The 14,305-nt window shown below is 32.8% G+C and carries 15 protein-coding genes; 6 read left to right on the forward strand and 9 right to left on the reverse strand.

Going from position 1 to position 14,305, the window contains the following annotated elements; all coding sequences use genetic code 11:
* Window positions 1-9: 9 nt before the first annotated feature.
* The 7 genes from BXU10_RS18065 to metG form a co-directional block, all read right to left on the reverse strand.
* Window positions 10-639 carry a chloramphenicol acetyltransferase gene (locus BXU10_RS18065; protein WP_078228951.1) on the reverse strand — a complete coding sequence of 210 codons (630 nt, stop codon included), beginning with the start codon at window positions 637-639 and terminating at the stop codon, window positions 10-12.
* The gene (locus tag BXU10_RS18070) at window positions 639-1,346 is read right to left on the reverse strand and encodes an HAD family hydrolase (RefSeq protein ID WP_031456666.1); all 708 of its coding nucleotides are present in this window, start codon (window positions 1,344-1,346) and stop codon (window positions 639-641) included. The genes BXU10_RS18065 and BXU10_RS18070 overlap by 1 nt, the downstream gene beginning before the upstream one ends.
* A 139-nt stretch (window positions 1,347-1,485) precedes the next feature.
* Window positions 1,486-2,376, reverse strand: coding sequence for a DMT family transporter (locus BXU10_RS18075; protein ID WP_078228952.1), 891 nt, complete (start codon window positions 2,374-2,376; stop codon window positions 1,486-1,488).
* Window positions 2,377-2,468: 92 nt separating this feature from the next.
* Window positions 2,469-3,914, reverse strand: a complete 1,446-nt coding sequence (locus BXU10_RS18080; protein ID WP_078228953.1) for a hypothetical protein — start codon at window positions 3,912-3,914, stop codon at window positions 2,469-2,471.
* A gap of 292 nt (window positions 3,915-4,206) precedes the next feature.
* Entirely contained in the window at window positions 4,207-4,506 is a 300-nt protein-coding gene (locus BXU10_RS18085) for a type II toxin-antitoxin system RelE/ParE family toxin (RefSeq protein ID WP_078228954.1), read from the reverse strand.
* The gene (locus BXU10_RS18090; protein WP_078228955.1) at window positions 4,488-4,724 is read right to left on the reverse strand and encodes a hypothetical protein; all 237 of its coding nucleotides are present in this window, start codon (window positions 4,722-4,724) and stop codon (window positions 4,488-4,490) included. The genes BXU10_RS18085 and BXU10_RS18090 overlap by 19 nt, the downstream gene beginning before the upstream one ends.
* A 157-nt stretch (window positions 4,725-4,881) precedes the next feature.
* The gene (metG, locus tag BXU10_RS18095) at window positions 4,882-6,939 is read right to left on the reverse strand and encodes a methionine--tRNA ligase (protein ID WP_078228956.1); all 2,058 of its coding nucleotides are present in this window, start codon (window positions 6,937-6,939) and stop codon (window positions 4,882-4,884) included.
* Window positions 6,940-7,421: 482 nt separating this feature from the next.
* Between metG and BXU10_RS18100 the strand changes: the two genes are divergently transcribed.
* Window positions 7,422-7,649: a CDGSH iron-sulfur domain-containing protein gene (locus BXU10_RS18100; RefSeq protein WP_031456662.1), complete on the forward strand. Its 228-nt coding sequence runs from the start codon at window positions 7,422-7,424 to the stop codon at window positions 7,647-7,649.
* A gap of 51 nt (window positions 7,650-7,700) precedes the next feature.
* Here BXU10_RS18100 and BXU10_RS18105 read toward each other — a convergent pair whose 3' ends face one another.
* A complete protein-coding gene (locus BXU10_RS18105; RefSeq protein WP_223255507.1) occupies window positions 7,701-8,195 on the reverse strand; it encodes an SMI1/KNR4 family protein in 495 nt (164 codons plus the stop codon).
* 5 nt (window positions 8,196-8,200) lie between these two features.
* Window positions 8,201-9,103 carry a PhzF family phenazine biosynthesis protein gene (locus BXU10_RS18110; protein WP_078228958.1) on the reverse strand — a complete coding sequence of 301 codons (903 nt, stop codon included), beginning with the start codon at window positions 9,101-9,103 and terminating at the stop codon, window positions 8,201-8,203.
* 296 nt (window positions 9,104-9,399) lie between these two features.
* Here BXU10_RS18110 and BXU10_RS25060 point away from each other — a divergent pair, with 296 nt between their 5' ends.
* The 5 genes from BXU10_RS25060 (at window position 9,400) to serS (ending at window position 14,293) form a co-directional block, all read left to right on the forward strand.
* Complete coding sequence (locus tag BXU10_RS25060; RefSeq protein WP_180907764.1) at window positions 9,400-9,567, forward strand: hypothetical protein; 168 nt, start codon at window positions 9,400-9,402, stop codon at window positions 9,565-9,567.
* A gap of 24 nt (window positions 9,568-9,591) precedes the next feature.
* Window positions 9,592-10,134: a hypothetical protein gene (locus tag BXU10_RS18115; RefSeq protein WP_078228959.1), complete on the forward strand. Its 543-nt coding sequence runs from the start codon at window positions 9,592-9,594 to the stop codon at window positions 10,132-10,134.
* Between the two features lie 212 nt (window positions 10,135-10,346).
* Entirely contained in the window at window positions 10,347-11,270 is a 924-nt protein-coding gene (locus tag BXU10_RS18120; RefSeq protein ID WP_078228960.1) for a hypothetical protein, read from the forward strand.
* 32 nt (window positions 11,271-11,302) lie between these two features.
* Window positions 11,303-12,706, forward strand: a complete 1,404-nt coding sequence (locus tag BXU10_RS18125; RefSeq protein WP_078228961.1) for a tetratricopeptide repeat protein — start codon at window positions 11,303-11,305, stop codon at window positions 12,704-12,706.
* A gap of 315 nt (window positions 12,707-13,021) precedes the next feature.
* The gene (serS, locus tag BXU10_RS18130) at window positions 13,022-14,293 is read left to right on the forward strand and encodes a serine--tRNA ligase (protein ID WP_031456654.1); all 1,272 of its coding nucleotides are present in this window, start codon (window positions 13,022-13,024) and stop codon (window positions 14,291-14,293) included.
* Window positions 14,294-14,305: the final 12 nt, after the last annotated feature.

Below are 14,305 nucleotides of genomic sequence, written 5' to 3' on the forward strand. Positions count from 1 at the left end.
TTTATCTTCTTATTGATTCATAAGCTCTTGAAAAAAATCTACAAACCGACCTACATGCAATCCATCCATCAATCCGTGATGAACATGTACAGACACAGGCATCGATTTTTTCCCGTTTTCTAAGGTAATCATTTTTCCAAAAGAAATTTTAGGGCAGCTATCCGGATAAGTGTAACTGCGTGCGTGAGAAAGTGAAGTGAAATTTATCCACGGAATCGCCGAAAAGTGAATCAGATTATCATCATCAAACGATCTTGTAAAAAGTCCGGGAGTGTTTTGGATACGCTCAATTTCTGTATAAGCATTCTTTTCAAAAATTCTGAAAGCCGGATTGTATTCTATTAATGAAAAGCCGAAAGTATCGTCTTTGCGGCCAATTGTTGCAGAAACATCTACACGATCATTAATGTAGATTTGATTTTCAGAAATGCGATATTTAAAATTTTCAATCGAGTTTACCGCAACCAAAGTTTTATGCAGATAAAAGATAAAAAAAGAAGTCTTTAGTTTTTTAGCGGTTTGATAGGCTTTGGTACAATCAATTTCTACGGTAGCGCCAAAAAAAGGCTCTTCCATCTTACTGAAATGTTCAAAATGCTCTTTTCTGTTCCAGTTTTCTAAATCTAAAAGTGTTTTCATTACAGTAAATTATGAACAACTTCGGTAATTTTTTCGAATGAACTAAAATGTTCGTGTTCCACTTTATGATTGATTTTTTCATGTTCCCAGGTGGTATGAAACGGAATGTGAACGGCATATCCGCCAATTCCTAAAACCGGAAGCACATCTGATTTTAACGAGTTCCCGATCATCAGAAATTCATGCGCCTGAATATCCAGACGGCCTAACAATTTTTGATAATCAATTTCCTGTTTGTCTGACATGACTTCAATATGGTGAAAATAATGCCCCAAACCGGAGCGATGCAATTTGCTGTGCTGATCTTTTAAGTCGCCTTTTGTAGCTACGACCAGTTTGTATTTCCCGTGTAATGACTGAAGGGTTTCTTCGATTCCGTCAAGCAATTCTATTGGTTTTTCCAGTAATTCTTTTCCGTATTGAATGATTTTTTCAATGACTTCAACCGGAATGGTATTATTCGAAATATTCATTGCCGCTTCGATCATCGATAAAATATATCCTTTAATTCCGTAACCGTATAAAGGAAGATTCTCAATTTCGATTTTAAATAGTTCCTGAGAAATTCCCTGATGCGAAAGATAATCTTCCATTAAGGCACAAAATTTATTTTCGGTTTCCTGAAAGTAAGGTTCGTTTACAAATAAAGTATCATCGGCATCAAATGCGATTACTTTTAAGTTGGGTATTTTGTTTTTATGTAACATGGTATATTTTGTTTCAAGTTTGAAGTTTTCTTTGTTTCAGGTTTTTTTGCTGCGAATTACACGAATGTCCTCTAATTTGCAGAACAAATTAAAATAATTTTAAAAAATCTGTTCAATGTGTCGAATCTGCGTGAAACCTTTAATCAGTCTTAGAAGAAAGCTTTTTTAACGAAATAGTCTTATCGTAAAAAGTAATCCGGATTCCGAAAAGCAAAATGATTCCGCCAATAACCATTTGTAAAGTTATTTTTTCTTCTAAAAACAACCAAGCTAATATTGAAGTAATTACAGCCTGACTTAATAAACTTAGCGAAACTCTCGTAGCACGCATGTGCTGGGTTGCATAACTTACCGAAAGCCACGCACACAATTGACAAATTACCGCCTGCAATATCAATACAAACCAGCCTTTATCTGAAAATCCGGTAAAAGGTTCGTTTAGTAAATAACAAAGTATCCCTAAATAAATACTGGAAGCGAATAAACTAATAGTCATAAACGATAAAACATCCACCTTTGAAAGAACATTTTTGCTGATCAAAAGATAAATTGAATATAAAATACCGGATAAAACAGCAAACAGAAATGCCTGATTGAAATTCAATTCCACAAAAAAGGCAAAGCCAACCAAAGTCACCATTCCAAATAAGGATACCAATGTTCCAATCCAAAAGTTAGTAGCAGGTTTTGATTTCAGGAATAAAAAAGAACCAATTCCTACCCAAACCGGAGACAGATTGGTCAGTAACGAAGCCTGAGTAGCACTCGAGTCCTGAATGGCGATATTCCAAACGGCAACATCTGAAGCAAACAGAATACCGCAAAGTGCAGCTAAGAGAGTAAATTTTAATGTTGGCAGTTTAAAGTTTTTGCTCAAAAGCACATAAGGCAAAAGTAATGTCACCGCAAAAAACATTCTGTAAAATGCCGAAATTAATCCTGGCGTTAATTTGAGTTTTACCAAGATAGGAAAGATGGAAATACAAAGTATGCCGCAGATTAAGGCTAATCTTGGTTTGGTGAGTTTCATTTTTGGTTTTATTAAGCGAAAATGCAAAATTAGCATTTTGAAAGCGTTCTTTCAGAAAAAAACTCCCGATTCATAAAATCAGGAGTTTTGTATTAATCTTCAAATTTTCTAAAGATATATTCTTTTGTTTTATTATCGTAATATCCCAGATAGTAAGCATCTAATTTGAATAATGTTTGTGCTGAAATAGTATTATTTTTATCAAAAAAAGTACTGATTTTATCAGATGCCAATGGCACTAATTTTCCTTTAATACGATTTCCTGCAGTATCAAACAATCCTTCTGTTTTAACTACTCTTCTGTTAGAACTGGAATCGAAATCTTCCATTGATGTACTAAATACAATATCTTCAGTAAGCCCAAATTGATTTATTGTAGTTTGATCGGCTGATTGTTTTAACTCTGATACACCTCCGAAAGTAATGAATGTGTTTAGACCCGTCTGATAACAGGAAAGTCCAAGAAATAAATTGTTTGATTTAAGAATAAACAGCGGACTGCTTGCTAAAGTTCTTTTAGCTCTTAAACTGCCACCCTGTTCATGAAATTCTGAATTTTTAAAGGCAATTGGTTTCGTTGAATTGGCAAAATATTCTTTTAGTACGTTATCCTCTAAATCTTTTATAGTGAAATAAATGATGCCTGATGAGGTTTTTAGCTGATATAGTTTATTGTCAAAATAAAAGGAATTTGAATTTAAAAATTTTCGATCGCCAACCAAATATTGTTTTTTTATCATCTTTTCGGTAGCAGTAAAACTTTGTAAATCAATTAAAATCATCTGAGTAAAATCGATGTTGGTATCAAGGGTGATTACAAGTTGTTTATTGTTAAAATAGCATTTTCTTTTTTTGGCAGCGTCTATTAATGATGTTTGATTTTCAACAGTGATGTTTTGTAAAGAGAAAGGTGCTTCAAAAGGCAATAAACTTTCGGAAAAGGCGGTATATAGATCTGATTTTTTATAGTCTGATGTGAAAAAGTGAAATCCTTCTGTGGTAATCATTTTTTCTGTATAATTGCCTTCGCTGTCAAAAATATACAGTTTGAAGATATCACTGTTTTTTAAAACTGTCAGGATGTAAAAGTTTTCGTCCTGACTGAATTTTTGTATAACTTTTTCGTTTTTTAAAACCAGTTTGTATTCCTTGGTTATGGTTTCACGACTATTAGTATTAAACAATTGGGCAAAAATGGCTTCATAATTAGTAGACGACCAAAATAATCTTGTGTTGCCATTACTTTTATTATAACCAATTATATTAGTGTACGTTTTAAGATTTGGCCTTTTAGCAGAGATACTGTCCGCAATTTGCATCTTTTCATTCAGATTAATTGCTTTTATTTTTAGTGAGTCTCTTACAAACAATGTAACTGTTTTTTTTTCAGGGTTAGCAATTTGAAAAACAGCACTACTTTTTTTTGGTTCCAGAGGTATTGAATTTACAATTTCCTGTGCGAAAGCGGTTAGATTGCTTAGGAATAAAAAGATTAAAAAAGTTCTTTTTTTATAGATTGGAGTGTGGTGCTGTATCAATTTGCGAATATTTTATTTTTTGCAAAGATAGTTTACAAAGCAAATACTATGAAAGTAAAAAGCGTAAATCAATTAAAAATGTTAATTGGTTTACGCTTTTTGTTGTTTTTAATATCTTGCCAATTCGCTGTAGGCCTTTTGAATTTGTTTATCTGAAAATGGTTTCTGTGTTTTGGCTAACATTTTACTGGTTCTGATACAGCTCATCATTATTAAATTCTTAATGGCTTTAACGTTTAACTTATAGTTTCCATTTCTGCAAATTGGTATCAGGATTTTTAATAACTATCGATTATTTTACTTTTCTGCTCTTAATATCCTGACGGTTATCCCAAAACGATACTATTTGGATTTGATTTTCGTTTATTTCATAGAATATTAGATAAACTTTCATAGAAATAACACGGGTAATTTTGTTTGAAGTAAGTCTTCCAATCAGTTCTGAATTTGAAAGTGTGTCTAATAAATCTTCGACTTCATTTAGCAGTTTTAAGCTGTAAGTTGGACTTTCATTTCTAATTAAATAATATTCAATAACATTTTGTAGCTGAAGTTTAGCAAAAGAAGACCAAACTATTTCTTTTTTAGCCATTCTCGCATTTCTGAGATTACTTCTTTATTTTTATGAAAATTTCCATTTTCGATCTCCGAACGACTACTCTCAATTGCCTTTTTTTGATCATTTGACAATTCATAAAGCTCTTGTTCAGATGAATCAAAAATAGTTTGAAGTGCATTTAGAAAATTCAAATCTTTAGAATCTTTGATTCTCGATATTAAATTCTTTTTTATTTGTGCAGTCAAGTCCATAATGTTTTCTTTATATACTCAAAATTAGAGATTTATTCTTAGAAAGTATAATCTATTGCGATTATTTGTACAAATGTGTCTAAATAAAGAAAATTATCTGCCAGATGTTTAGGCAGATAACTTCCCTTGTAAGTTTTATCGAAATAAAATTAATTTTTTAATTTACCGTCTCCCCATTTGGAGCATCAGCATCTGGATTTATAAAAACCAGTTTACCTTCGGCATTTGTTGTCATCAGGATCATTCCCTGGCTTTCAACACCACGTAATGCTCTTGGTGCCAGATTAGCTAATACAGAAACACGTTTCCCGATTATTTCTTCAGGTGAAAAACTCTCTGCAATTCCTGAAACAATCGTACGAACATCGATTCCTGTATCTACTTTAAGCACTAAAAGTTTGTTTGCTTTTGGCATTTTTTCGGCTTCCAGAATAGTTCCTACACGAATATCCATTTTAGCGAAATCTTCAAACTGAATCAAATCTTTTTGAGGTTCCGGCTGTTTGCTTTCAGCAAGATTAGCTGTTTTTGTAGCTTCCAATTTATCTATTTGTTTTTGTATTTCTTCATCTTCAATTTTTGCGAATAATAATTCTGCCTCGCCAATTTGGTGTCCGTCCGGAATCAATTCTGAATTTTCAGTAACATCATTCCATTTCAGTTTTCCTTGGTTTTTTAGAATATTTGACAATTTATAAGCAGTAAAGGGTAAAAACGGTTCAGCCAAAACGCTCAAAGCAGCCGCAATTTGAAGTGCTACATACATTTGGGTTTTTACACGCTCCGGATTGTCTTTCATTACTTTCCAAGGCTCTTCATCGGCAAGATATTTATTTCCTAAACGGGCAACATTCATCAATTCGCCTAAAGCTTCACGGAATCTGTAACGCTCTACCGAACTTGAAATCACAGCCGGATATGCTTTTAATTCGGCTAAAGTATTCTCGTCAACTTCAGATAATTCATTTGGAGTTGGAACAAATCCGTCGTAATATTTGTTGGTTAAAACCACAACACGATTAATAAAGTTCCCGAAAATAGCAACCAGTTCATTGTTATTTCTCGCCTGAAAATCTTTCCATGTAAAATCATTATCTTTAGTTTCAGGAGCATTTGAGGTTAAGGCATAGCGCAAAACATCCTGTTTTTCCGGAAATTCTTCTAAATATTCGTGCAACCAAACTGCCCAGTTTTTTGAAGTCGAAAGTTTGTTTCCTTCTAAATTCAAAAACTCATTTGCAGGAACATTGTCTGGTAAAATATAGCTTCCTTCGGCTTTTAGCATTGCCGGGAAAATGATACAGTGAAAAACAATATTGTCTTTCCCGATAAAGTGAACCAGTTTCGTGTCTTCATCTTTCCAGTACGGTTCCCAGTCTTTTCCTTCACGGGCTGCCCATTCTTTTGTTGATGAAATATAGCCAATTGGCGCATCAAACCAAACGTAAAGTTTTTTTCCTTCAGCACCTTCAACCGGAACATCAATTCCCCAGTCAAGATCACGTGTTACCGCACGAGGTTCTAATCCTCCATCGATCCATGATTTTACCTGTCCGTAAACATTCGATTTCCAGTCATTTTTGTGACCTTTTATAATCCACTCGTTTAGGAAATCAGTATATCGGTCCAAAGGTAAAAACCAGTGTTTGGTCGATTTCAAAATTGGAGTTTCACCTGTAATTGTTGATTTTGGGTTGATCAAATCGGTAGCATTCAAAGTCGATCCGCATTTTTCGCACTGATCTCCGTAAGCTTCCGGATTGTCACATTTTGGACAGGTTCCTACAACAAAACGATCTGCCAAAAACTGATCTGCTTTTGCATCGTACAACTGCTCCGTCACTTCTTCAATAAAATCGCCTTTATCATACAATGTTCTAAAGAATTCCTGAGCGGTATCATGGTGAATTTTAGCCGAAGTTCTGGAGTAATTATCAAACGAAATTCCAAAATCAGCAAACGATTTTCTAATAATTCCGTCATATTTATCAATAACTTCCTGTGGCGTAACTCCTTCTTTTTTTGCTTTCATCGAAATGGCAACACCGTGTTCATCGCTTCCGCAAATAAATGCAACGTCTTTTCCCTGCAAACGCAGGTATCTCGAATAGATATCTGCAGGCACGTAAACCCCCGCCAAATGCCCAATGTGGATTGGTCCATTGGTATAAGGCAATGCTGCTGTAATCGTATATCTTTTAGGATTCTGTATCATATGTTGATATTATTGTTTTTTATTTGTCGTCTGTAATTCGCTCATTAAATTTTGGTGTGTAAGGCCAATTTTGGTTTTGCTCATTTCATCTTTCAAATTTATTGAGTGCAAAAATAAGCAATAGAATTGAGATTTTGTTATTTCACAGAGATTCACAAAGAAAAAGCGCAGAGATTCGCTAAGGTTTTTTATTTTTTTCAATCTCGCAAAGTCGCAAAGCCTCAAAGTTTTGTTGCACACAGATTGAGCAGATTTAAGTAAAAATCATTTAAATCTTTTTTATAATCTATGGTTAAAATAAAACTTTGCATATCGGCGAGACTATTTTAGTACAACAATTAAATCCCTTTGTGAACCTCCGTGAAAACTTTGTGTATCTCTGTGGTAAAAACACTCATAAAATAGAACCAGTTTAAACTAACACGACAAGTAAAATCTTCAAAATATATTTCGCAATCTTTGCGGTCGAAAAAACAAATTTTATGAGCAAGACAAAACTAATTATCAATAAAAACGGATCAATCAAAATTGAAGGAGATTTTGAAATCATGGATCCGGAAGGAACAGTTTACGGATTACAAGGAAGAGCAGCATTAGGGCTTTGCCGTTGCGGATTATCTGCAAACAAACCTTTTTGCGATGGCGGTCACAGAAACAACTTCGAACATGATTCTGTTGCATTTGATTTACCGCCTATGAAAACGAATTAAGAAATTGTATTTTTGAACGATAAAAAAAGCTGCACTTTAATGCAGCTTTTTTTATGATTCGTGTTCTTTGACTATAAATTCAAGTACGTCTTTAAAGTATTCATTCAAATTTCCGAAAGGATGTTCACCTGGATACCAATTAGCAAATTTCCAGTATTTCCATTCTTCGTTTTCTGGTTCGGGAGGGATGAGTAAAAAATATTGTTCTTCTTCTATTCCTGCAATAAGAATGGCATTTTTTAATTCTGGTAAATAAGAATAAGCTTCAATTGTAAAGGGTTCAATATTTTTTAAGAAATCAATATTTGAGATATTTTCAAAACTTGGTTCTATATCATTTGGTGCAGAAAAACCATTAGTTATTTTTATAAACTCAATGTAATCCTTAGGTAATTTTACACCGAGTCTATTTTCAGTATTGCTTATTTGTTTTTCAGTTGCAGGAATAGTTCCTAGCCAATTATTTTCAATTTGTTCTGATGTGAAATTGAAATCTTCATTTTTAATTGCTTTTTCAGAAATAGTAGTTAATAATTTTTTCATCATTATTTTTATATATAAAGCTCACCCTTCATCGTAATAATCGAAGAACCTCCAACCAAAATATCATTTTCTCTTATCATGACTTCAATAATAGAAGGCTGATTTAGTTTTACACCCTGCAAAATTTTATATTCAGTATTCAGTTTTGCCTGTTTTTTTGAAGTTAAAAAACCAATTAATGGACCGGCAGCTGTTCCCGTAGCAGGATCTTCATAAATTCCGATTACGGGATTGAAAAATCTGGCTTCGGCAATGTTGTCTTCCTTTTGATTTGAAATGGTAAAACAATAAAATCCTTCTGATTGGTATTCTTTTGAAATTTCAATTAGAAGCTTGTGATCAGGAACGATGCTGTTTAAAATTTGACTGTTTTTGATGGGCACCATAGTATGAGCGACTTCGGTTTTTACAATTGTTGGGACAAAATCATTACTATCTAAATCTTCAATTTTTAAACCAAGCGCCACAGCAAGTTTATAAGTAGGTATTTCCTTTTTGATAACAGCCAATTTTTGATGCATTTGTACAACAGGATATTGTGTAACCGAGTCAAAACTTACCGTTAATGAAATCGAAGATTTTTTCATGATTACAAATCGGTTGTTTTCTGATTGTTCGTCAAATATTGGTATTTTTTTAAGCAAAGTCCCGCAGACTGCACCCAGTAAATTATGACCTGCACCGTCAATTTCGATTCCGGTTGGAGTAAACGAACGAACATTTAATGCTTTTTGTCCCTTTGAATAGTAGACGAAAGAAGTTTCGGAATAACCAAATTCTTTAGAAATATCCTGATACGTTTTCAGTGCTAAATTTCCGGTAGTAAAAACAACAGAGAGCGGATTTCCCTTATAACTTTCATTCGAGAATACGTCTAAAACATAATATTCTAATGCTTTTCTTTCTGTCATACCTTCCTGTTTTTAGTGCTTGAAACCTTTTTAGAGGGAATAAAATTACGTTTTATTCTTGTATTTCAATTATAGCATTAACCTTCCATACGTTATTTTAGTATTACTTTATGATTAAAATTTGTTTTCTCTGTTATACTAAGATGGTCTTCATTATTTTCTAATCATTTAATCCTTTTCCGTTAAAAACTTATGATTTAGCTTTAGTAAGCAGATAGTCAGGTACGGAGAAAACGTCCTAAGAATTTATTACAGTTTACGTTTCTTATATTTGCGGTCACATAAAGTTTTATACTATGGCTAAAGGACCCGAAAAAAACACTAAAAATAAGGCTTTGCATACCAAATTGTTAAATCGGAAAAACGCTAAGCTTCAGGAGGAAAAAAAAGAACGTGCATTGCGATTGAAAGCTTTAGTTGCAAAAATGAATGAAAAAAAGAGTAATAACGATGATGGCATATAAAACAATCCCAAAACAAAAATAAAAATGGAGGAATTCGGAAGAATAATAATTTCAGAAACAGCAATAAACAGCGAATATCCTCAGGATGTTGTTAATTCAAATATTTCGGTAATCAATTTAATGCGCGAAGAAAAAATCGATGATGATTTAATACATGAAGATGCTTTATTGAGTTATTATTTAGATTATTATACTTCAAAATATACCGAAGGTAATTTCGCAAAGTTTGTATATGATTCCGGATGGAATAAAGAACTGAACGAATTGATTGAAGAAGGTTTGACCATAATTGGTGCCGAAAAGCATTTAGCCTTATTTCAGGAGCAAAGCAGGAAACTGCGATTACAAAGCAATATCAAACTTGGTAAATTTTTAAAGGGAAAATTAGAAGGGCCAAATCCGTTTCGGGATCTTTTAAATAATGATTTGTTTTTTGAACTGGAGGAAAATATAACCGTATTAAATGCTGCATTCCTCAAATCACATCCTGATACCGAAGTACTTTCTGTAGATGATATGTTTGAGGTTTTGGAGAAATTTGTAGGCCATGAGATTAAGAGAGCATAAAACAGGAAACAAAGGTTCAGTCTTTAAAGGTTTTTTCAAAGTCTGAAATAAAAAATTTTAAAATTCTGTCTTTTCTAAATTTGTTAATTTTTTAAAAAATCTCTGCAAATTTTTGGATATCTCTGTAAAATGATTTTAAATTTTTGATTTTATTTAAAAAGCTTATTAAGAATATTTTATATTTGAAAGCCCCAATACTAAAATCAAAACCAATGAAAATCAAAACCTACTTAATTCTCATCGGCACTTTTTTATTTTTAAGCTCCTGCGAAAAAAACAAAAAACAAGCCATTGAAGATAATGACACTGCTTTAGCCTTACACGCTCAGCCCGAAAATGTGAAACAAAAACTTATTGAAAAACTTATTTTTAAAGATAATGATGCTATAATAGTGTCTAAAGAACTCGATTTGGCTCTTTTGAAAAAAGTAACCACAAATTTAAACATAAGGTATGCTGATTTAAAAATCAATGAAACAACTTCTATAAGTTACAACGATAAAATCGCCTTTTTTGTAATTACTTATTTTGTTAAAACAGAAGAATCCGAAAAAGAAAATACAGGAGAGGATGACCCGGGAGATTTTTTTGAAAGAAAATATCTTTTTGTTAATAAAGCTGATGGAAAAATCATTGATCAGGAAACAGATTTTAATTTGAGTTATAATGAAAATGAAGGAATGAAGTTTTCGAAAACATATATTCTTAATAATCTGTTTCAGCTCAACGAAAATACAACAGCAGTTGCATTTTATACAGAAGAAAGCTCAGGAAGTCGTGTTGCTTTATATTCTCAGCAAAAATTTACGATTATTGCATTGGTAAATAATAAAATTAAAAAACTTTTATACGAATACCCAATTAGAAAAACGCAGGGAGATTCTAATGACAGAGGCTCTTTTGAATTGGAAACTTTAGAGACAGGTTTGATAATTTCTGATACAGAAACAAATGGTTTTTTGGATTTAATTGTTTCAAAAAATTTTTTATACGAAGTTGCAGTTGAAGAAGACCGGGAAAATGGGACCAAAGAACAAAGTAATATGAAAGTTAAAAAAGAATCTGAAAGGATAAAGTATAACGGAAATACTTATGAGTTTAAAAAAGATGAAAGATACAGATTTCTGGATAATTAAAACTGTAAGTTCAAAACGATAACCTATAAATTATGTATAAAAAAATAGTATTTGCCTTTATGCTTTTCCCTGCTTTTTTATTGGCTCAGGGTTACAATAAATCTAATAGAGTTACCCGTTATTTTTATGATGATCAGGTACCTTCAATAGAGATTTGGTATGGTACGGATAACATTAAAGACAGCATTAAAACATATTATCCAAACGGAAATTTGAACGAGGTTTTTTATCATGATGAAAAGGGCAGGAAGAATTCGAATTGTTTTCAATATAACAGACAAGGGGAGAAACTCGTTACCTGGAATTTTTTGCACGGAAAACTGCTCAGCAGAATCGATCATAAACTGCCTTTTAATAAAGATAGTGAAGAGGCAACAGAAAAAATGCTCAAATCACTTACAGAACTGAATCTAAAAACGAATTATAACCCGACAAATATCAAAGATATTACAACAAGGGGCTATCTAAGAGCCCGCCTTGGAAATAAAACTTTAGCGCTCGAGGATTTAAAAAGAGCCGAATTTCTGATAAATAAAAAACCTAAAGATACCACTAAAGTGGTTTCAGAATCTATAAAGGCAAGCAGAGAAAAATTCAAAAGCTCCCTTTATGATGTACTGGCAAATACTTATATGAGCCTTGAAATGGAAAATCCTGCATTTCAGTATTTTTACAAAGCAATGATTTGTGCTCCGGGTGATTCTCGAATTTTATACAATTTTGCTAATTATTTACAACTAAGAAAATCCAATGATCTGGCACGATATTATTTAGAAAAAATTATAAAAGAAAAGCCGGAACATGGTCATGCCAGATGGGGGATTGCCAAATTATATTCGGATTTAGGAGAGTATGATAAGGCAATGGAAAATATTGAAATTGCTTTTAAGAAAGAAAAAACAATAATAGATCATTCATCAGATTACGGCGGAAGGGATTTAAAAACGACAAGAGGTTTACTTTATCATAAATTAGGGGAATCTGAAAAAGGGATTAAAGATCTTAAAGAAGCTTTGGAAATGGATAAAAACAATTCCTATGCAATGAAAAATCTTGGAATTATTTATTTGGAACAGAATAAATATGACGAAGCATGTCAGTTATTTACAAAAGCAAAAGAGCTGAATTATACCTTAATGTTTGATGAAAATGATTTGGATGCTCTATTAGAAAGCGCCTGCAATAATATTCAGAGCGAAATAGTTCAAAAACAAGCGGCGTATGTTTTTCCTAATCCTGCAGTTTCTGTGATTTCAATTGAGAATTTTAATTCTAAAAACTTTGATTATTCATTCTTTGATTTCGAATCTAATCCAATCCTGAACGGAAAAAGTACAAATGGATCAATTGATGTTTCGGGGTTATCTTCAGGGTTTTATATTCTTAAAATTTCGAACAGAGAATCTTCAGAAACATTTAAAGTGATTAAGGAATAACATTTTCTAAAATCAGACTTAACTAAAATCGATTTTACAATTGAAAAAATAGGTAATACCGAGTATAAAAACATACAAAAGCGTTATCAGCAAATTAACCGTATGAAAAATAAAAATGCTGTTTTTCGTCTTTGGGAAAATTCATTTTGATCTTCTTTAATAAAAAACCTGACAAATCTCTGTCTAACCTTGGTAAAACTTTGCGAAACAACCTTTATAATGCATTTTTCCCTTAAAAGTTTGTCGTAATCTTAGGAAACATTTCCTTAAATTTGCTTCCGTTATAAAAAATACAATAGTTATAAAAACCAAGCTATGTTACAAATCGCATTTATTAGAGAAAATCAGGAGAAAGTAATCAAGGCTTTAGCAAAACGAAATATCGATGCTAAAAGCGTTGTGGAAGAGGTGGTGCAATTAGACGAAAATCGTCGCGCAACACAGGCAGAATTAGACAATACTTTAGCTGAATCTAATAAATTATCCAAGGATATTGGTGAATTAATGAAAGCGGGAGAGAAATCAAAAGCCGCAATCTTAAAAGAGAAAACAGTTTCATTAAAAGAAAAAAGTAAAGAATTAGGCGAAAAAGCAGAAGCTTTAGCTACCGAATTAACGAATAAATTATATACATTACCTAATCTTCCTGCTGATATTGTTCCAGAAGGGAAAACGCCCGAAGAAAATCTAAATGTTTTTGAAGAAGGTGATATTCCGGTTTTACATGAAGGCGCACAACCTCACTGGGAACTGGTAAAAAAATATGATATTATCGATTTTGAATTGGGTGTAAAAATTACTGGTGCAGGTTTTCCGGTTTACAAAGGAAAAGGTGCTCGTTTACAGCGTGCTTTAATCAATTATTTTTTAGATAAAAATACGGCTGCAGGTTACAACGAAGTTCAGGTGCCTCATTTGGTAAACGAAGCTTCTGGTTATGGAACCGGACAACTACCGGACAAAGAAGGACAAATGTATCATTCAACGATTGATGATTTATACTTGATTCCAACGGCTGAGGTTCCGGTTACAAATTTGTTCCGCGACGTACTTTTAACAGAAACGGAATTACCGGTTTTATATACAGCTTACACCCCATGTTTTCGTCGTGAGGCAGGTTCTTATGGAGCGCATGTACGCGGATTAAATCGTTTGCACCAATTTGATAAAGTTGAAATTGTACGCGTTGAACATCCGGATAAGTCTTACGAAGCACTTGACGGAATGGTAGAACATGTAAAAAATATTTTAAAAGAGTTAAAATTACCATACAGAATTTTACGCTTGTGTGGCGGTGATATGGGTTTCACTTCGGCTTTGACATATGATTTCGAAGTATTTTCTACCGCACAGGATCGCTGGTTAGAGATTAGCTCTGTATCTAACTTTGAGACTTTCCAGGCAAATCGTTTGAAATTACGTTTCAAAGATAAAGACGGAAAAAACCAATTGGCTCATACGCTTAATGGAAGTTCATTAGCTTTACCAAGAGTTTTGGCCGGTATTTTAGAAAATTACCAAACTCCGGAAGGAATTGTAATCCCTGAAGTTTTACGTCCTTACTGCGGATTTGATATTATAAATTAATTATATAGTAAT

Source organism: Flavobacterium sp. LM4, assembly GCF_002017935.1.
In the GTDB taxonomy this organism is placed as follows: Bacteria; Bacteroidota; Bacteroidia; order Flavobacteriales; family Flavobacteriaceae; genus Flavobacterium; species Flavobacterium chungangense.